The organism is Streptomyces sp. NPDC048462, assembly GCF_043200175.1.
GTDB lineage: Bacteria > Actinomycetota > Actinomycetes > Streptomycetales > Streptomycetaceae > Streptomyces.
The window spans coordinates 1-18,663 of record NZ_JBICXG010000053.1 but is presented as its reverse complement, the minus strand read 5'-3'; the positions used below and the strand labels follow the sequence as shown (position 1 = coordinate 18,663).

The following is an 18,663-nucleotide window of genomic DNA, read 5'->3' as shown; positions in this document are numbered from 1 at the left end:
CCGCCAGAACGGCCTCGATCCCCTCCGGTCTCCCCATACCAGACCAACGAGCCCCACAGCTGGAAGCCACGATTTGTTTCCCGGCAAGCCCTAAGGGAGGGAAGTAGAGACCGGCTCGACAGACGCTGGAGGATTCCGGGCCCGCCCCCGTTGCTTCGCTACCGTTCGTCGGCGAGGCCTGAAAAATCGATGCGAACTCGACCACGTGCGGAGGAAACCGTGAAGATTCAGGTTCTGGGTCCGTTGAGTGCCGAGGTCAACGGGGGCTCGATTGTTCCGACGGCAGGGAAGCCCCGCCAGATTCTGGCTCTTCTCGCGTTGTACCCGGGACGGGTGATCCCCGTACCGACGCTCATGGAGGAGATCTGGGGAACCGGACTCCCGCCGAGCGCCCTCACCACCCTGCAGACCTACATCCTCCAGCTGCGCCGGCGGCTGGGCACCGCCATGGGGCCGGGCGCCCCCAGCGGGGCCAAGGACGTGCTCGCCACCCGCCACGGCGGCTACCTGCTGCAGATCGAACCCGGCTCGGTCGACGTGCACGAGTACGAGGGGCTGGTCGCCAAGGGGCAGCGGGCCGTCGAGGCCGGCGAGGACCAGCAGGCCGCCGGCCTGCTGCGCACGGCGCTCGCCCTGTGGCAGGGCCCCGCGCTGGTCGACGTGCGCGTCGGCCCGATCCTGGAGATAGAGGTCATGCGGCTGGAGGAGAGCCGGCTCGTGACCGTGGAGCGCCGCATCGACGCGGACCTCCGCCTGGGCCGGCACACCGAACTCATCGTCGAGCTAGCCGAACTGATAGCGCGTCACCCGCAGCACGAGGGCCTGCACTCGCAGGCCATGGTGGCGCTCTACCGCTCCGGCCGCCAGGCGACCGCGCTCGACGTCTACCGGCGCCTGCGCACCCGGCTCATCGACGACCTCGGTGTCGAGCCCTCGCCTCAACTCCAGCGCCTGCACCGGGCGATGCTCATGGTGGACCCCGCACTGGACATGGCCTCCGGACCACGCCGCAGCTCCACGTTCGACCTCTACGCCGCGTAGAATGCCGCCCGGGGCAACGGGTTCGAGCGGATCTCGAGCGCGGTGTGCGAAGGTCCGGCCAAGGGCCGACGCCAACGGCCGCACCGAGCCGGAGAACCCGCGCACACCGGCCCCGAACTCGTCCCCGGCCTCAAGGACCCCCGTCCACGTCGGCGGACCGGTCGAGGCGGTCCGCGAGTTCCTCCGCCGCGTCCAGGACCTCCCGGCACAGCGTGGTCTTGCGGGAGAGGAAGGCCGTGCGGAAGATCCTCGGTGAGGGCGCCGGGGACGGCGCCGGCCCGTACCTACGTCAGGGAGGCACTCGGCCGCAACGAAACCGCGACGCTCAACCTCGCCAAGCAGTTCGCGGAGAGTCCGGTCCCCGCTCTCCGACCCCGCACCACCAGGAGTACGCATATGCGCATGTCCTCGCCCACGGCATCACGGGCGCATTCCCAGCTCACGCTGGAGGAGGTCATCAAGCGGTACGACGACCACGTCGTGCTCGACCGGGTGTCCCTCACCGTCAAGCCGGGTGAGAAGGCCGGCGTCATCGGCGACAACGGCTCGGGCAAGTCCACCCTGCTCCGGCTGATCGCCGGCGCCGAGGCCGCGGACAACGGCGAGGTGACCGTCACCGCCCCCGGCGGCGTCGGCTACCTGCCGCAGCGACTCGACATGCCGGCCGGAGCCACCGTCAGGGATGTCCTCGACCGCGCCTTCGCGGACCTGCGTGCCCTGGAGAAGCGCCTCCACGAGGTCGAGGACTCGCTGGTGGACGACGATCCGGCGCTCCTCGCCGAGTACGGGAACCTGCTCGCGGAGTTCGAGGACCGAGGCGGTTACGAGGCCGACGCACGGGCGGACACGGCCCTGCACGGCCTCGGCCTGCCCGGACTCGACCGCGACCGCCCGGTGGACACCCTCTCCGGCGGCGAGCGCTCCCGGCTGGCGCTGGCCGCCACCCTGGCCGCCGCCCCCGAGCTGCTGCTTCTCGACGAGCCCACCAACGACCTCGACGACCAGGCCGTGGACTGGCTGGAGAAGCGGCTCCAGGACCACCGCGGCACCATCGTCGTCATCACCCACGACCGCGCCTTCCTGGAGGCCGTCACCTCCGCCATCCTGGAGGTCGACCCCGACCGCAAGACCGTCAACCGGTACGGCAACGGCTACCAGGGCTACCTCGCCGCCAAGGCCGCCGCCCGCGCCCGCTGGGAGCGGGAGTACGAGGAGCACCTCGCCGAGATCGAACGGCAGGAGACCCGCGCGGCCACCGCGGGAAGGATGCTGGCCTCCATCGCCAAGAAGGGCCCCTGGGCCTTCAGCGGTTCCGAGCACCACCGGGCCAGGTCCTCCTCGTCCTCGACCTCCAGCAAGGCCCGCAACGCCAACGAGCGGCTGAACCGCCTCCACACCGACCCGGTACCGAAGCCGCCCGAGCCGCTGCGCTTCACCGCCGACATCGCGGTGGGCGACGAGACCGCCGAGGTTCCCCAGGGACCCATCACCGAGGTCTCCGGGCTGCGCGTCGACGGCCGGCTCGCCCTCGACTCGCTGTCTCTCGCCCATGGCGAGCGGCTGCTGATCACCGGCCCCAACGGCGCTGGCAAGAGCACCCTGCTGCGGGTGCTCGCCGGCGACCTGGAGCCCGACGCGGGCACCGTGCGGCGGGCCGGGCGGATCGGCTGGCTGCGCCAGGACGAACTGCCCAAGGACCCCCGGCGCTCGGTGCTCGCGGAGTTCGCCGAGGGCCGCCTCGGCCACGCCGACGAGTACACCGGGCAACTGCTCTCCCTGGGCCTGTTCCGGGAGTCCGAGTTCAGCCTTCCGGTCGGTTCCCTGTCCGTGGGCCAGCGCCGCCGCATCGACCTGGCCCGCCTGGTCACCCGGCCCGTTGACCTGCTGCTTCTGGACGAGCCCACCAACCACCTGTCCCCGCTGCTCGTCGAGGAGCTGGAGCAGGCACTGGTGGACTACACGGGGACCGTGGTGGTCGTCACGCACGACCGGCGGATGCGCCGGGCCTTCCGGGGCTCGCACCTCGAACTGAGCGGGAAGGCCGCCGTCACCGGCTGACGCGGACCGCCGCCGCGCGGATCTCGTCCAGCAGCCCGGCCTGCCGCCGTGACTCCTCACCGAGGAGCGGCAGGCCGGGCCGCTGCGCGTCCGGTGCGCGCACGGACGCGGCGAAGAACCGCAGTACGGCCTCGAAATGGTCCTCGGCGGGGACCCGGATCTTCGTCCGCGCGGTGCCGGTGGTCAGCCGGATCACCGGCTCGTGATCGGGCGCCGTGGTGTACACGTGGTCCACGGACAGGGTGCCGGCGCTGCCCTGGATCTCGTACCAGGACCGGTAGTGGTGTTCCATGCCGAACCGGAGCTGCGCCACCGCGCCCTCCGGGGCGGCCAGCAGTACGGCCCCGGACAGGTCCACGCCGTGCTCGTCGTCGGTGCGCAGCACCGCGCCGGCCACGGTCAGGCCGTGGCCGAGGAAGCGCAGGGCGGCCCGCAGCGGGTAGACCCCGCTGTCGAGCAGGGCACCGCCGCCGGTGCGCGGGTCGTAGCGGGTGTCACCCGGCGGGCGCGGCGGGATCGTGAACGCCGCCGAGACGGCGCGCACCTCGCCCAGGGCCCCGTCCGCGAGGAGGCCCGCGACCCGCCGCTGGGTGCCGTGGTGGAGGAACATGAAGTTCTCCAGCAGCACCAGGCCGCGCTCCCGCGCCAGTTCGTACAGGGTCTCGGCCTCCGCTCCGCAGGTCGCGAGCGGCTTCTCCACCAGGACGTGCTTGCCGGCGCGCAGGGCGCGTTCGGCCCAGGCGGCGTGGTGCATGGTGGGCAGGCAGAGGTAGACGGCGTCCACGTCGCCGCGCCCGAGCAGGTCCTCGTACGAGGGCGCGGGGGTGCCTCCGAACCGGTCCGCGAACGCCGCGGCCCGCGCGGGGTCCCGCGCGGCCGTGGCGGCCAGTTGCAGTCCGGGGATGCGCAGCAGCGCGGGCAGGGTGCGGCGCGCGGCGATGTCGCCGCAGCCGAGGAGTCCCAGGCGCAGGGGAGCGGGCATGACGTCCTCGGTGGGAGGGGCAGGGGCGGTCGGTACAGGGGCGGTCGGTACGGGGGCGGTCAGTACATGGTGTGGGCGCAGACGACGAGTGTGCGCAGTTCGACGTTGAGGTAGTTGCCGTGCGCCATCAGCTCGGTGAGCTGGGAGAAGGTCAGCCAGGCGTAGTCGCGCGGCACGTCCTCGCCGAACTCCTCGGGCACCTCGATGATCGTGTACCTGTTCTCCGCGTGGTAGAAGCGGCCGCCCTCCTCGGACTGCACCGCGTCGTAGTGGATCCGCGCCGCAGGGGCGGCCAGCACGTCGGCGAGGAAGGGCGGGTACGGGTCGGTCCCCGGGCCGGTGTGGTCGGCCGGCCGGCAGTGCACGGTCGGCGCAAGCTCGGCGACGTTCAGGTGCCCGACGTCGACCCGGGCCTGCACCAGGGCGTGCAGGGTGCCGTTGATCCGCTTGACGATCAGGGCCATCAGGCCCGGCACCTGAGGCTGGATCAGGGGCTGGGTCCAGGAGGCGACCTCGCGGTTGCTCGCCGAGATGTCGGCCCCGATCACCCGGAACCGGCGTCCGCCGGTGTGCCCGATCTCCTCGTCCGTGAACGTCCAGCCGTCCTCGGCGACCTCGGCGAGCGGCACCCGGCGCTGGACCAGCTCGCGCAGTGCCCGTATGCCGGTGAGCCAGCTGAGCACCTCGCTCGTGTCGTGCACCGAGGGGGCCGACAGACCGTGGAAGGAGCGCAGGACCGGGTCCACGTCCACGCCGTCCGGTTCGGCGCCCGCGGTGGGCAGGCAGGCCAGGATGGAGCGGGTGTCCATGTTGACCACGTTGTCCAGCCGCAGCAGGCGCAGCAGCTGACCGAAGGTCAGCCAGCGGAAGCCGTCGCCGATGTCCCCGGTCCTGGTGTCCTCGTCGATCTCGATGATCATGTTGCGGTTGCGCTTGGCGAGGAACCAGTCGGCCTGCTCGGACTGGAGCACGTCCACGAGGACCCGCGCCCGCCCCCGTTCCAGGAACAGGTCCAGGAACGGGATGCCGAGCCCTTGGTGGACCCCCGTGAAGTTGCTGCGCGTGGCCTGGACGGTGGGGGAGAGCTGGAGCGTGTTGATGTTGCCCGGCTCCATTTTGGCCTGCATCAGGAAGTGCAGGACGCCGTCGATCTCCTTCACGACGATGCCGAGCAGGCCGACCTCCGGCTGCACGATGATCGGCTGCTTCCAGCCCCGCTCCGGCAGCCCGTCCGCGGTGACGTGCAGGCCCTCCACGGCGAAGAAGCGGCCCGACTCGTGACGCAGGTTGCCGTCGCCGTCGAAGTGCCAGCCCCGCAGTGCGGCGAACGGCACCCGGGTGACCCGGAAGCTGCCCGCGCGGGCCTGTTCGGCCAGCCAGCCCAGCACCTGGTCCATGGGCGTGGCCGCGCTGTCGGGGGTACGGGCCGACACCAGCAGGCGGTGCGCGGTGTCCGTTCGGTCTGCGGTCCGGGCCAGGGTGTCAGCGGACATGATCCAGCGCCTCCTCGATGATGTGGCAGACGGTTTCCGAGCGGTCGTTGAGGAAGAAGTGCCCGCCCGGAAGCACGCGCAGGTCCACCGGGCCGCCGGCCACCTCCGACCAGCGCCGCGCGTCGTCGACGGACACGTTGGGGTCGCTGTCCCCGGTGAGCACCGTCAGCGGCACGGACAGCGGCGCTCCGGCGCGGTGCCGGTAGTCGCCCGCCATCCCGTAGTCGTTGCGGAGCGCCGGCAGCACCATCCGGAGCAGCTCCTCGTCCTGGAGGAGCGCCGGATCGGTGCCCTGCAGCGCGGAGATCCGGGAGATCAGGGCCCGGTCGTCCAGCAGGTGCGCGGTGTCCGTGCGCGGCACGGTGGGTGCGCGACGGCCGGATACGAACAGGTGCACGGGCTCTTCGCCCGTTCCGGTCAGCCGGCGCGCGGTCTCGTACGCGAGGGTGCCGCCCAGGCTGTGCCCGAACAGGGCGAACGGGCTGCCGGTCCACTGCCGCAGCTCCGGCAGCACCGCCTCGACCAGGGCGTCGACGGTCTCGACGAAGGGTTCTCCGCGCCGGTCCTGACGGCCCGGGTACTGCACCGCCAGGACCTCGACGCCGACTCCGGCGAGGGCGTCGGCGAAGCGCAGGTAGGCGGTGGCCGAGCCGCCGGCGTGCGGGAAGCACACCAGCCGGACGGCCGGATCCGCGACGGGCCGGTAGCGGCGCAGCCACACGTCGGAGGGAGAAGAGGGGGAGGAGGGAGAAGCGGGGGCGCGGGTGGCGGGAACGGTCACGGCCGGATCAGCTCCCCGCCCGTCGGTACGTACCGCGGCAGCCTGCCGGAGGCCACCACCTCCGCGAGGGAGGGTGCGGCCGCGTCCTTGGCGGAGCGCACCGGCGCCTCCGCGAGTTCCCACGGCAGGCCCAGTTCGGGATCGAGCGCGTCGAGGTCGACCATCGCCCCGGGCACGTACTCCGCGGACAACAGGTAGTTGACGCAGGTGCCGTCCTCCAGGGCGAGGAAGGCGTGGCCGATGCCGCCGGACATGTAGAGGGCGATGCCGTCCCCGGCGTCCAGCCGGTTCACGGCGTGCCGGCCGAAGGACGGCGAGCCCTGGCGGAGATCGACCATCACGTCGAGGATCGAGCCCCGGACGCAGGTCACCAGCTTCCCGGCGTCGGCCGGTACGTCGTTGCAGTGCACCCCGCGCAGGACGCCGCGCCGCGAGACGGAGTTGTTGACCTGGCGGACCTCGAAGGGCAGCCCGGTCGCCGCCGTCAGCTCGCTGTGCCTGGCGGCCTCGTAGAAATGGCCGCGCTCGTCCTCGAACCGCTCCGGCAGCAGCCGGTACGTGCCGGGTATGCCGGTCTCGTCAATGCGCATGGGCACCTGCTGGCTGCTCCGTGCCCCGCCCGGCGGCGGCCGCCCCCGGGGGTGCGGCACGCTCCTTCAGCGGCTCCCACCACGCGCGGTTCTCCCGGTACCAGGCGACCGTGGCCGCCAGGCCCTCGGCGAAGGGCACCTGCGGCGCGTATCCCAGCTCGCGGGAGATCTTCGAGATGTCCACCGAGTACCGGCGGTCGTGCGCGGCCCGGTCGGTGACCCTGCGCACCGCCGACCGGTCCCGGCCGCACAGCTCCAGCAGGTGTTCCGTCAGTTCGGTGTTGGTCAGCTCGGTGCCGCCGCCGATGTTGTAGACCTCGCCGGCCCGGCCCTTCGCGGCGACCAGGGCGATGCCCCGGCAGTGGTCGTCCACGTGCAGCCAGTCGCGGCTGTTGAGGCCGTCGCCGTACAGGGGTACGTCGAGCCCGTCGACCAGATTGGTGGTGAACAGCGGGATCGCCTTCTCCGGGAACTGGTAGGGACCGTAGTTGTTGGAGCAGCGCGTCACGCACACCTCCAGCCCGTGCGTGCGGTGGAAGGCCAGCGCCATCAGGTCCGAGGAGGCCTTGGAGGCCGCGTAAGGGGAGTTGGGCACCAGCCGGTGTTCCTCCGGCCACGAGCCCGAGTCGATCGACCCGTACACCTCGTCCGTGGAGACGTGGACGAACCGCGCGACCTTCGCCTCGACGGCCGCCTGCAGGAGGGTCTGGGTGCCGAGCACGTTGGTGCGCACGAACTCCGAGGCGTCGGCGATCGAGCGGTCCACGTGCGACTCGGCCGCGAAGTGCACCACCATGCCGGTCCCGGCCATCAGCCGGCCGACCAGCTCCCTGTCGCAGATGTCGCCGTGGACGAACTCCAGCCCCGGGTGGTCGCGGACCGGGTCGAGGTTGGCTGGGTTCCCGGCGTAGGTGAGGGCGTCCAGGACCACCACCCGTGACCCGTCGAGGTCCGGATAGGCCCCGGACAGCAGTTCTCTGACGAAGTGCGAGCCAATGAAGCCCGCGCCTCCGGTCACCAGGACTCGCATCTCCAACAGGCCTTTCCGGGGGAGGGGACGGGGCGTGGGTTCGGTGGTTCGGTGGGTTCGGTGGTTGGTCAGGCGGCCGAGGAGTTGGCGGTCCGGCCCTCCGCGGCGGCCCGGCGGGCGATCTCCCGCACGTAGTCGCCGTAACTGGAAGCCCCCAGGTCGCTGCCGAGGGCGAAGCACTGCTCCGGGCTGATGAATCCCGTCCGCAGGGCGATCTCCTCCACGCAGGCGATCCGCTCGCCCTGGCGCTGCTCCAGCAGCTGTACGTACTGCCCGGCCTGAAGGAGCGAGTCGTGGGTCCCCATGTCCAGCCAGGCGAACCCGCGGCCCAGCGGGTTCAGCCGGGCCCGGCCCTGGGCCAGGTACACGCGGTTGACGTCGGTGATCTCCAGCTCGCCGCGTGCCGAGGGCTTCAGTCCGCGGGCGATGTCCACCACGTCGTTGTCGTAGAGGTACAGGCCGGTCACCGCGAGGTTCGAGCGCGGCTTGACCGGCTTCTCCACCAGGGAGAGCAGGGAGCCGTCGGAGTCGATCTCGCCGACCCCGTACCGCTGGGGGTCCTTGACCGGGTAGCCGAACAGCTCACAGCCGTCCAGACGGGCCGCGGCCTGCGCGATCACCTGGGAGAAGCCGGGGCCGTGGAAGACGTTGTCCCCGAGGATCAGCGCCACGGGGCTGTCGCCGATGTGCTCCTCGCTGATGAGGAAGGCCTCCGCGATGCCGCGGGGCTCCTCCTGCTGGGCGTAGCTCAGGCGGATGCCGAGCTGTCTTCCGTCGCCGAGCAGCGCGCGGAACATCTCCAGGTGATCCTTGGCGGAGATGATCTGGATGTCGCGGATACCCGCCAGCATCAGCACCGACAGCGGGTAGTAGATCATCGGCTTGTCGTACACCGGCAGCAGCTGCTTGGACAGCGCGCCGGTCAGTGGGCGCAGCCGGGTGCCGCTGCCGCCGGCCAGGACGATGCCCTTCATCGGACGGCGGGAGCCCGGGGCGCCGAGTGCCGAGAGGGCCGGGACCTTCGTGACGTCAGACATGGCTGTTCTCCGTGACATGACGGACCGCCGCGATGACGGTCTCCGCGTCCCGCTCGATCAGTTGTGGGCCCATGGGCAGGCTCAGCACCTCCGCCGCCAGCCGCTCGGAGCGGGGCAGCGGCGCGGTCGGGGTGCGCGCGTAGGCGCCGGATCGGTGGACGGCGATCGGGTAGTGGACCAGGCTCTCCACCCCGGCCCCGGTCAGGGCCTGCCGTAGCTCCTCGCGGTGCGCGGTGCGCAGCACGTACTGGTGCCAGACGGGCTCGGCCCAGGACCGGACGGACGGAGGGGCCACCCCCGGCAGGCCGGAGAGGCCCTCGGTGTAGCGTGCGGCGATCGCGTCCCGGCGCGCGTTCCACGCGTCGAGGTGCGGCAGCTTCGCCCGCAGCGCCGCCGCCTGCAGTTCGTCCAGCCGGGAGTTGGTGCCGCACACCTCGTGCCGGTACTTCTCGCGGGAGCCGTAGTTGCGCAGCAGCCGGATCCGCCCGGCGAGCTCCGGGTCGGAGGTGACCACGGCGCCGCCGTCGCCCAGCGCGCCCAGGTTCTTGCCCGGGTAGAAGCTGAACGCCGCCGCGTACCGCGAGCCGATCCGCCGGCCCTTGTAGCGGGCCCCGTGTGCCTGGGCCGCGTCCTCCACGACCGGGATGCCCCGGTGCGCGGTGACGGCCTCGATCGCGTCGAGGTCCACCGGGTGCCCGTACAGGTGCACCGGCATGACGGCCCTGGTCCGCGGGGTGATCGCGGCCGCGAGGCGGTCGGGGTCGATCAGGTACGAGCCGGCCTCCGGCTCCACGGGGACCGGGCGGGCCCCCGTGGCGGAGACCGCGAGCCAGCTCGCGATGTACGTGTGCCCGGGGACGACCACCTCGTCGCCCGCACCGATGCCCAGCGCCCGCAGCGTCAGCTCCAGGGCGGCCAGGCCGCTGCCGACACCGACGCAGTGAGCGTTCTCGCAGTACCGGGCGTACTCCTCCTCGAACGCCTCCAGTTCGGGGCCGAGGAGGTAGCGACCGGAGCGCGACACCCGCAGCAGGGCGGCGTCGATCTCGGCCTGCACACCGTCGAGGGCGTGCAGGTCCCGCAGGTCGTGGAAGGGGACACGCGCCGGGTGGGCCGGTGCCGGGGCCGTCACAGCCCCCTCCTCGCGTCCTGCAGGAACTCGTCGTAGTCGCGGTAGTAGTCCGACTCGTCGTAGTGCCGCGAGGCCAGGACCACGCTGACCGCGTCCTCGGAGAAGTCGCTCAGGTTCCGCCACACCATCGGCCCGATGTACAGGCCCCGGCCGGCGTCGTCCAGACGGTGCTCCGCCTGGTTGACCCCGTCGTCCACGGTGATCGTGAAACTGCCGTGGACGGCGATGACGAGCTGCTCCAGCGCCCGGTGCGCGTGCCCGCCGCGGGACGAGCCGGTGTCCAGACCGTGCAGGTAGTACACCCGCTCGATCGGGAAGCCCGCCGTCCACTCGGACTCGACGACCGACAGGTTGCCCCGTGCGTCGTTGTGCTGCTCCAACTCGATGAAGGCACAGGGCTTGACCCTGCCCACCTTCGGTTCTGTGATGATGCCCACCGACATGCGATCGCGCTCCCTGGTTGCCCTGTCCGGCCGGTGCCTCAGGCGCGGCTGGATCAGCCGCGGACGACGGAGACGGGGAGGTGACGCGGGGTCAGCTGATCCGCCTCGTAGAACTCCGCCTTGTCCAGGTCGACCTTGAACGACGAGAAGGCGTCGAAGACCAGGTCGAGGAACACCTTCGCCTCCATACGGGCCAGGAACGCGCCGAGGCAGTGGTGGATGCCGTGGCCGAAGGCCATGTGCTTGTTCGCGGTCCGGCGGACGTCGAAGGCGTCCGGGTCCGGGAACTGCCCGCCATCGCGGTTGGCCGAGGCGCTCCACGCCGTGACCATCTGGCCGGCCTTCATCGGGACGCCGAGGATGTCGGTGTCCTCCTTCAGCAGCCGGAAGATGTTGTTGAAGGGGCTGCGGTAGCGCAGCGTCTCCTCCACCGCGCCCGCGATCAGCGAGCGGTCGGCCCGCAGCGCCGCCTGCGCCTCGGGGTGCTGGTCCAGCACGATGAACAGGTTGCCGAGCAGGGTCGCGCTGGAGATGTGGCCCGCCGTGAGCAGCAGCGCCACGATGTTGACGATCTCCTCGTCGGTGAGGCGGCGGCCGTCGACCTCGGACTCGATGAGCCCGCTCATCAGGTCGTCGGACGGCGTGGCCCGCTTCTCGGCGATCTTCGCGTACAGGTACGCGGCCCACTCCTTGATGGCGGGACCCATGGTCTCCGCGAAGTCGGCCGGGAGGTTGGGGTACTCCATGCCCTCGTTGTTGAGGATGACGTCGACCCACTCGCGGAACAGGTCCTGGTCCGAGGCCGGGACGCCCAGCAGTTCCGCGATCACCGTCACCGGCAGCGGGTACGCCAGGTCCGTCACCACGTCGATCTCGGTGCGGTCGCCGAAGTCGGCGAGGAGCTTGCGGGTGATCTCCGCGATGCGGGGCTCCAGCGCGGCCATCCGGCGCGGGGTGAACGCCTGGCTGACCAGCTTGCGCAGCGGGCCGTGCTTCGGCGGGTCGATGCCGCCGAAGGTGCCCGGCCCCATCAGCAGAGCCAGCTCCTCCGGTACCGGGAAGACCGGCGAGAAGTCCGAGGAGAAGATCTGCGGGTTGGTGGAGACGGTGTTGTAGTCCTCGTACGAGAACACCTGCCACGCGAAACGCGTCGAGTCCCAGAACACGGGGGCCTCGGCGCGGCAACGCGCGAACCAGTCCAGCAGCCCCTGGGCGTCGGCCTCGGCCGGCTGCGCCAGCGGGTGCGGCGCCTCGGTCTCCGGGATGTCCACGGCCACGGCGTCTGTGTCCTCGGCGATCTGTGTCGTCATATCGGCTTCCTCAGCTGGTATTCGGCAAGAAGTCTGGAAAGAGGGAGGGGCGGTGCGGGGCGGTTCAGCCGGCGGCGGGCGCCGGCACCAGGAGCCGCTCGACCGCGTCGGCGGCCGCGGCCGGGCCGCCCGCGGACTGGATCTCCTGCCGCAGCCACGCCACCTTCGCGGCAACGGACTCGTCGGCGGCCAGGGCGAGCACGGTCTCGCGGATCTTCTCCGGGGAGATGTCCTTGCGCAGGATCTTGGCGCCCACGCCCAGTTGCTCCACCCGGGTCGCCGTCGCGTGCAGCTCCGCCATCTGCGGCACCGAGACGACCGGGACGCTCTCGGAGACGGCCTGGAGCACGGTGCTCGTACCGCCGTGATTGATCATCAGGGAGGCGTGCTTGAGCACGGCGCCCTGCGGCACGAAGGAGTGCACCCGCACGTTCGGCGGCAGCTCGCCGAGACCGCCCTCCGCGACCCCGCCGGCGTGTGCGATCACCACGTCCCAGTCCAGGTCCGCGAAGGCCTCCACGCAGGCGCGGAAGAACTCCGGCTGCTTGTTGTACAGGGTGCCCAGGCTGACCAGCGCGAGCGGGCGGCCCGTGGCGGGCGCCTCCCAGTCGCCGTGGAAGCTGTTGTCGCTCGTGCACGGGCCGACGAAGGCGACCTCCTCACCGAAGGTCTCGCCCGCGTACTGGAAGGAACGCGGCAGGTAGACCAGGGCGGGACCCGAGTGCACGTCCTGCGCGAACTCCCCGATGCTCTTGTCGACGCCGTGCTCCGCCAGCAGTTCGGCGACGGTCTCGAACAGCGCGCCGGTCTCCGGGTCCTGCTGCTGCTCCTCGGCCGTGTCGACCGGCGGGTGCAGGGACCAGTGCTCGTTGGCCACGTACGTCGGTGTGCTGCGGATGACCGGCACGCCCCACTTCGCCGCCAGGACGGCCCCGCTCCAGAAGGAGGACGGGTCGCACACGAACACGTCCGGCCGGCCCTCGGACTCGAAGTGCGCCTCGAACCGAGGAAGCGTCTGCCGGGTCAGCTCCAGCATCCACTTCATCATGTTCACGAACTCCTGCTGGTCCGTGTACTCGGCGGAGTCCTGCTGCGGCACCATCGTGGCCAGGAACCGGTCCTGGTCCATCGGGTAGGGGACGAACTCCGCCCCCGTCGCGAGCACCCGCTCGCCGTAGCTCTCGGACAGGGCGTAGGTGACCCGGTGGCCGCGCGCGACGAGTTCCCGGGCCACGGACAGCGTCGGGTTGACGTGACCGGCCGCAGGGAGAATGAAGAAGGCAATATGTGCCATCGGGGCAGCCTTTCGAGGCAAAACGGATACGGCTTTTCGATGCAGCTCTTCGATGAAACTCTTCGGCAGAAATCCTTGGTGCAGGTCTTCGATGCAGGTCTTCGGTGCAACGGAAAATTACGGTCCCCCACTTGTGCGGCGCAAGGGGAGACCTGACACAGTCGTCTGCGTTTCTCCATTCTGAGTCGGCCGTGTCGCGCCCGGCTCAAATCGCTGTCGCGCGCCGCTTGCACACCGCTCGAATTCGACTCGAATTTCCTGGCCAATTCGCGGTGACTTGACACAATCAAAAACGCGCCGATGGCAAAGGTGCGGTGCTGCTGTTCGGTGTCAGGGTCCGCGTACAGAGGAGATTCAGTCATGACCTGCCCTCATGCCGTCGCCGGATCCGTCCGGACGTATCCGTTCGGCGACCGAGTAGACCTCGTGCTCGACCCCGCGTACGCCGAACTCCGGTCCGGCGAGCCCGTGGCACGGGTCCGCATGCCCTACGGCGGCGAGGCGTGGCTCCTGACACGGCACGCGGACATCAAGAAGGCCTCGGCCGACCCCCGGCTGAGCATGCACGCGGGCGCCGACAAGGACGTGCCCCGGGCCGCCCCCCGCGGACTCGACTCCGTCGGCCTCATGGGCATGCCCCCCGAGGACCACGCCCGGCTGCGCCGGCTCGTCTCCCGCGCCTTCACCGCCCGCCGCGTGGCCGCGATACGCCCCCGCATCGCCGAGATCACCCACGCGCTCGTCGACGACCTGGTCGCCGACGGCGGGCCCGCCGACCTCGTCGAGAAGCTCGCACTGCCCCTGCCCACCTCGGTCATCTGCGAAATGCTCGGCATCCCCCACGAGGACCAGCACATCTTCCGGGCCTTCACCGAGGCCCTGATGTCCGCCAGCCGCTACACCGACGAGCAGGTCGCCCAGGCGGCCGAGGAGTACGCCGACTACCTGCGCGGATACGTGGTCAAGCGGCGCGCGCAGCCGGAGGACGACCTCCTCAGCGCCCTGGTCGCGGCCCACGACGAGGGCGAACACCTCACCGAGAACGAACTGCTCATGCTCACCGGCGGCATGCTCATCGGCGGCCACGAGACCACCGCCACCCAGATCGCCGGCCACGTCCTGGTCCTGCTGCAGGACCGCAGCCGCTACGAGCGGCTGTGCGCCAACCCCGAACTCGTGCCCGCCGCCGTGGAGGAGCTCCTGCGCGTCGTCCCGCTGTGGAACAGCGTCGGCCCCACCCGCGTCGCCACCGAGGACGTCGAGATCGGCGGCGTGACCATCCGCGCCGGCGAAGCTGTCGTCTACTCCCTCGCCTCCGCCAACCACGACGGGACCGTGTTCGAGGACGCCGCCGGCGTCGTCCTCGACCGCGAGCCCAACCAGCACCTCGCCTTCGGCCAGGGCCCGCACTTCTGCCTCGGCGCCCCGCTGGCCCGCGCCGAACTCCAGTGCGCCCTGGAAGTCCTCACCGGCCGCCTGCCCGGACTGCGCCTCGCCGTCCCCGCCGACGAACTCGCCTGGCACCCGGACATGCTCGTCCGCGGACTCGTGGAGCTCCCCGTCACGTGGTGACGGCGCCCCGGCGCCCGGCTCCCCCGGCAGTACCGACCCTTCCGGGTCTCTCGAACCGCTCGTGGATTTTCCGCACCTCATCTCTGGCTATGGAGAATTAATGACCCCCAAGACCGGTGAACAGCTCGTGGGTGACAACGACATAGCCGTCGTGGGGATGGCGTGCCGACTTCCCGGAGCCGATACGCCCGAGGAATTCTGGCAGCTCCTGCGAACCGGAAACCACGGCATCACCCGGCAGGAGGACGGCACCTGGCGGGCCGCCCTGGAGAACCATGGGGAATTCGAAGCGGAATTCTTCGGGATGAGCCCGGCACAGGCCGCCGCCACCGACCCGCAGCAGCGCCTCGTTCTCGAACTCGGCTGGGAGGCCCTGGAGCACGCCGGAATCGTGCCCGGCCGGCTCTCCGGCACCCGCACCGCCGTGTACGTCGGCGTCGCCTCGGACGACTACGCGGCCCTCACCCACGCCCACGACCACGCCGCCGGCGGCTACAGCGCGGCCGGCCTTCACCGGGCCATGACCGCCAACCGCCTCTCGTACCACCTCGGACTGCGCGGCCCCAGCATGGCCGTCGACACCGCCCAGTCCTCCTCGCTCGTCGCCGTCCACCTCGCCTGCGAGGGACTGCTCCGAGGCGAGAGCGACCTCGCCGTCGTCGCCGGCGTCAACCTCATCCTGTCCGGCCACAGCACCGCCACCATGGAGCTGATGGGCGCCCTCTCCCCGGACGGCCGCTGCCACACCTTCGACGCCCGCGCCAACGGTTACGTACGCGGGGAGGGCGGCGTCTGCGTCGTCCTCAAGCCGCTGCGCCAGGCCCTCTCCGACGGCGACCGCGTCCACTGCGTCGTCAAGGGCGGCGCCATCAACAACGACGGCGGCGGCCCCAGCCTGACCACCCCGCACCAGGACGCCCAGGAAGCCGTCCTCCGCGAGGCGTACGAGCGTGCCGGCGTCCGCCCCGAGGACGTCAGCTACGTCGAACTCCACGGCACCGGCACCCGCGCCGGCGACCCCGTCGAGGCCGCGGCCCTCGGCGCCGTCCTCGGCACCGCCCGCACTCCCGGCGCCCCGCTCGCCGTCGGCTCCGCCAAGACCAACGTCGGCCACCTCGAAGGCGCCGCCGGCATCGTCGGCTTCCTCAAGGCCGCGCTCGCCGTCCGGGAGGGCGAACTCCCGCCCAGCCTCAACTACGCGAGCCCGAACCTCGACATCCCGCTCGACGAGCTGAACCTCAGTGTCCAGACCGACCTGCTGCCCTGGCCGACGGACGAAGCGGACGGCACCCGGCCACGCCGGGCCGGCGTGTCCTCCTTCGGCATGGGCGGCACCAACGCACACCTGGTGCTGGAACAGGCCCCGGCCCCGCGCCCGGCCGAGCCCGCCACCAGGACCCTCCCCGTCCTCCCCGTCATCGTCACGGGCCGCACCGCGGAAGGCCTGCGCGACCAGGCCGCCCAGCTCAGCGCCCGCATCGAACACAGCCCGGAGCACAGCCTCCTGGACCTGGCCTGGACCCAGGCCACCGCCCGCACCGTCTTCGGCCACCGCGCCGTGGTCCTGGCCGGCGACCGCGAGGAACTCCTCACCCGCCTGGAGCGCTCCGCCGTCCACGGAGTCGCCGGCGAGACGGGTCGTCGGGTGTTGGTGTTTCCGGGTCAGGGGACGCAGTGGGTGGGGATGGGTGCGGGGTTGTTGGAGTCTTCGCCTGTGTTCGCTGGTCGGTTGCGTGAGTGTGCGGATGCGTTGGCGCCGTTTGTTGATTTTGATGTGGTGGAGGTGGTGGCTGCGGGGGGTTCGTTGGATGGTGTGGGTGTGGTGCAGCCGGTGACGTGGGCTGTGATGGTGTCGCTTGCTGAGTTGTGGCGTTCTTTCGGTGTGGTGCCGGATGCGGTGGTGGGGCATTCGCAGGGGGAGATCGCGGCGGCTGCTGTTTCGGGGGCGTTGTCTCTTGAGGACGCGGCTCGTGTGGTGGCGTTGCGGGCGAGTGTGATCGGCCGTGAGCTGGCCGGGTTGGGTGGGATGGCGTCGGTCGCGTTGCCGTTGGCGGAGGTCGAGGAACGTCTTGCCGGGGTGGAGTGGGAGGGGCGGCTGAGTGTGGCCGCGGTGAATGGTCCGTCGAGCACGGTGGTGTCGGGTGACGCGGATGCGATCGCGGAGATCGTGGCCGCGTATAATGATGAGGGGGTTCGGGCTCGTCAGGTGCCGGTCGACTACGCGTCGCACTCCGCGCATGTGGAGCGGATCGAGGCCGAACTCCTCGACGTACTCGCTCCGGTCACCCCGCGCCGTTCGGAGATTCCGTTCTATTCGACGGTGACGGGCGAACTGGTTGATACGACAGCCTTGGGTGCTGCGTATTGGTACCGCAATCTTCGGCAGACGGTTCGTTTCGAGGAGACGGTCCGGCTGCTCCTGGATCGGGGTTTCGGGACGTTCATCGAGTCCAGTGCGCATCCGGTGCTCGGTATCGGTATTCAGGAGTGCGCCGATGCGGCCGGACTCGACGTCGTCGTCAGCGGTTCGCTGCGGCGTGATGAGGGCGGTTGGGAACGCTTCCTGACCTCGGGCGCGGAGCTCTTCGTCCGTGGTATCGACGTCGACTGGAGTGCCCTCTTCGACGGCACGGGGGCCAGGATCGTCGACCTGCCCACCTACGCCTTCCAACGCACCCGCCACTGGCTCACCGAGGACGGCTCCGCCGAGCAGGGCCAGGCTTCCGTGGCCGATGCCGACGAGACCCTGCTCAGTCGCGAGCTGCGCGGCCGTTCCGAGGCCGAACAGCTCGCCCACGTGCTGGAGCTGGTGCGGGTCCACGCCGCCGCCGTACGAGGCCGGGCCACCGGCGATTCGATCGTGCCCGAGAAGACCTTCAAGCAGCAGGGCTTCGAGTCCGTCAACGGTATCGAGCTGCGTAACCGGCTGCGGGCCGCGACCGGCCTACGTCTGCCCGCCACCCTGATCTACGACTACCCGACCCCCTTGGCCGTCGCCCGACTGATCCGCGACGACGCCGCCGAGACCACCACCGAGGCTCCGCCCGCGCCGCCCGAGGCCCCGGCCGGGGTCCCGGCCCGCCGTGAGCAGCCGGCCTCCGGCCAGGACGAGGACGCCATCGCGATCGTGGGGATGGCGTGCCGTTTCCCGGGTGGGGTGGGTTCGCCGGAGGGGTTGTGGGAGTTGGTGTCGTCGGGGGTGGATGCGGTGTCGCCGTTCCCGGGTGACCGTGGTTGGGATGTGGGGTCGCTGTTTGATCCGGAGCCGGGTGTTGCGGGGCGTTCGTATGTGCGTGAGGGGGGTTTCCTTCATGGTGCGGGTGGGTTCGATGCGGGGTTCTTCGGTATTTCGCCGCGTGAGGCGGTGGCGATGGATCCGCAGCAGCGGTTGTTGCTGGAGACCTCGTGGGAGGCGTTGGAGCGGGCGGGTGTTCCGGCGGACTCGCTGAGGGGCTCCCGCACCGGCGTCTTCGTCGGCGCCATGACCCAGGAGTACGGTCCGCGCCTCTTCGAGAACGCCCAGGGCTACGAGGGCTACTTGCTCACCGGCAACACGGCCAGCGTCATGTCCGGTCGCATCTCCTATGCGCTGGGTCTCGAAGGCCCGGCGGTCACGGTCGACACGGCTTGTTCCTCCTCGCTGGTGGCCCTTCACCTCGCCGCCCAGTCATTGCGCTCCGGCGAGTGCGACCTCGCCCTCGCCGGCGGCGCCTCGGTGATGGCGAGCCCTGGCATGTTCGTGGAGTTCTCGCAGCAGCGGGGGCTGGCTTCGGACGGTCGGTGCAAGGCGTTCGCCGAGGGTGCGGACGGCACGGGGTGGGCCGAGGGCGCGGGTGTGCTGTTGGTGGAGCGGTTGTCGGACGCGGTGGCCGCGGGGCATCGGGTGTTGGCGGTGGTGCG

At 71.0% G+C, this 18,663-nt stretch carries 14 protein-coding genes; 4 read left to right on the top strand and 10 right to left on the bottom strand.

Annotated elements, in window-relative coordinates; genetic code table 11:
• Window positions 1-219: 219 nt before the first annotated feature.
• Both ACGFU6_RS38760 and abc-f read left to right on the top strand, forming a co-directional pair.
• Window positions 220-1,041: a BTAD domain-containing putative transcriptional regulator gene (locus tag ACGFU6_RS38760; RefSeq protein ID WP_393617277.1), complete on the top strand. Its 822-nt coding sequence runs from the start codon at window positions 220-222 to the stop codon at window positions 1,039-1,041.
• 402 nt (window positions 1,042-1,443) lie between these two features.
• Window positions 1,444-3,099: a ribosomal protection-like ABC-F family protein gene (abc-f, locus tag ACGFU6_RS38755; protein ID WP_393617275.1), complete on the top strand. Its 1,656-nt coding sequence runs from the start codon at window positions 1,444-1,446 to the stop codon at window positions 3,097-3,099.
• Here abc-f and ACGFU6_RS38750 read toward each other — a convergent pair.
• From ACGFU6_RS38750 to ACGFU6_RS38705, 10 genes are all read right to left on the bottom strand, one after another.
• On the bottom strand, window positions 3,089-4,081 hold the full coding sequence (locus tag ACGFU6_RS38750) for a Gfo/Idh/MocA family protein (protein ID WP_393617274.1): 993 nt from the start codon (window positions 4,079-4,081) through the stop codon (window positions 3,089-3,091). The genes abc-f and ACGFU6_RS38750 overlap by 11 nt on opposite strands.
• A 59-nt stretch (window positions 4,082-4,140) precedes the next feature.
• The gene (locus ACGFU6_RS38745) at window positions 4,141-5,574 is read right to left on the bottom strand and encodes an NDP-hexose 2,3-dehydratase family protein (protein ID WP_393617272.1); all 1,434 of its coding nucleotides are present in this window, start codon (window positions 5,572-5,574) and stop codon (window positions 4,141-4,143) included.
• The gene (locus ACGFU6_RS38740) at window positions 5,564-6,355 is read right to left on the bottom strand and encodes a thioesterase II family protein (RefSeq protein ID WP_393617270.1); all 792 of its coding nucleotides are present in this window, start codon (window positions 6,353-6,355) and stop codon (window positions 5,564-5,566) included. Before ACGFU6_RS38740 ends, ACGFU6_RS38745 begins: the two co-directional genes overlap by 11 nt.
• Window positions 6,352-6,945 carry a dTDP-4-dehydrorhamnose 3,5-epimerase family protein gene (locus ACGFU6_RS38735; RefSeq protein WP_393617268.1) on the bottom strand — a complete coding sequence of 198 codons (594 nt, stop codon included), beginning with the start codon at window positions 6,943-6,945 and terminating at the stop codon, window positions 6,352-6,354. The genes ACGFU6_RS38740 and ACGFU6_RS38735 overlap by 4 nt, the downstream gene beginning before the upstream one ends.
• Window positions 6,935-7,975 carry a dTDP-glucose 4,6-dehydratase gene (gene rfbB / locus ACGFU6_RS38730; protein WP_393617280.1) on the bottom strand — a complete coding sequence of 347 codons (1,041 nt, stop codon included), beginning with the start codon at window positions 7,973-7,975 and terminating at the stop codon, window positions 6,935-6,937. Before rfbB ends, ACGFU6_RS38735 begins: the two co-directional genes overlap by 11 nt.
• A 68-nt stretch (window positions 7,976-8,043) precedes the next feature.
• Window positions 8,044-8,949: a glucose-1-phosphate thymidylyltransferase RfbA gene (rfbA, locus tag ACGFU6_RS38725; RefSeq protein WP_393617279.1), complete on the bottom strand. Its 906-nt coding sequence runs from the start codon at window positions 8,947-8,949 to the stop codon at window positions 8,044-8,046.
• Between the two features lie 55 nt (window positions 8,950-9,004).
• Window positions 9,005-10,144 carry a DegT/DnrJ/EryC1/StrS family aminotransferase gene (locus ACGFU6_RS38720; RefSeq protein WP_393617267.1) on the bottom strand — a complete coding sequence of 380 codons (1,140 nt, stop codon included), beginning with the start codon at window positions 10,142-10,144 and terminating at the stop codon, window positions 9,005-9,007.
• Window positions 10,141-10,587 carry a sugar 3,4-ketoisomerase gene (locus ACGFU6_RS38715; protein WP_393617266.1) on the bottom strand — a complete coding sequence of 149 codons (447 nt, stop codon included), beginning with the start codon at window positions 10,585-10,587 and terminating at the stop codon, window positions 10,141-10,143. The genes ACGFU6_RS38720 and ACGFU6_RS38715 overlap by 4 nt, the downstream gene beginning before the upstream one ends.
• 53 nt (window positions 10,588-10,640) lie before the next feature.
• The gene (locus ACGFU6_RS38710) at window positions 10,641-11,897 is read right to left on the bottom strand and encodes a cytochrome P450 (RefSeq protein WP_393617264.1); all 1,257 of its coding nucleotides are present in this window, start codon (window positions 11,895-11,897) and stop codon (window positions 10,641-10,643) included.
• A gap of 64 nt (window positions 11,898-11,961) precedes the next feature.
• Window positions 11,962-13,191, bottom strand: a complete 1,230-nt coding sequence (locus ACGFU6_RS38705; RefSeq protein ID WP_393617263.1) for a macrolide family glycosyltransferase — start codon at window positions 13,189-13,191, stop codon at window positions 11,962-11,964.
• A gap of 360 nt (window positions 13,192-13,551) precedes the next feature.
• Between ACGFU6_RS38705 and ACGFU6_RS38700 the strand changes: the two genes are divergently transcribed.
• Complete coding sequence (locus ACGFU6_RS38700; protein ID WP_393617262.1) at window positions 13,552-14,763, top strand: cytochrome P450; 1,212 nt, start codon at window positions 13,552-13,554, stop codon at window positions 14,761-14,763.
• A 100-nt stretch (window positions 14,764-14,863) separates the two neighbouring features.
• Window positions 14,864-18,663: type I polyketide synthase (locus ACGFU6_RS38695; protein WP_393617260.1), on the top strand; the 3,800-nt coding region annotated here is incomplete at its 3' end.

What these genes read in the sequence shown, in the direction of transcription:
- abc-f (WP_393617275.1), top strand. Translation starts at nt 1,444, where the DNA reads ATGTCCTCGCCCACGGCATCACGGGCGCATTCCCAGCTCACGCTGGAG.
- ACGFU6_RS38745 (WP_393617272.1), bottom strand. Translation starts at nt 5,574, where the DNA reads ATGTCCGCTGACACCCTGGCCCGGACCGCAGACCGAACGGACACCGCG.
- rfbB (WP_393617280.1), bottom strand. Translation starts at nt 7,975, where the DNA reads ATGCGAGTCCTGGTGACCGGAGGCGCGGGCTTCATTGGCTCGCACTTC.
- ACGFU6_RS38705 (WP_393617263.1), bottom strand. Translation starts at nt 13,191, where the DNA reads ATGGCACATATTGCCTTCTTCATTCTCCCTGCGGCCGGTCACGTCAAC.
- ACGFU6_RS38715 (WP_393617266.1), bottom strand. Translation starts at nt 10,587, where the DNA reads ATGTCGGTGGGCATCATCACAGAACCGAAGGTGGGCAGGGTCAAGCCC.
- ACGFU6_RS38700 (WP_393617262.1), top strand. Translation starts at nt 13,552, where the DNA reads ATGACCTGCCCTCATGCCGTCGCCGGATCCGTCCGGACGTATCCGTTC.
- rfbA (WP_393617279.1), bottom strand. Translation starts at nt 8,949, where the DNA reads ATGAAGGGCATCGTCCTGGCCGGCGGCAGCGGCACCCGGCTGCGCCCA.
- ACGFU6_RS38735 (WP_393617268.1), bottom strand. Translation starts at nt 6,945, where the DNA reads ATGCGCATTGACGAGACCGGCATACCCGGCACGTACCGGCTGCTGCCG.
- ACGFU6_RS38750 (WP_393617274.1), bottom strand. Translation starts at nt 4,081, where the DNA reads ATGCCCGCTCCCCTGCGCCTGGGACTCCTCGGCTGCGGCGACATCGCC.
- ACGFU6_RS38710 (WP_393617264.1), bottom strand. Translation starts at nt 11,897, where the DNA reads ATGACGACACAGATCGCCGAGGACACAGACGCCGTGGCCGTGGACATC.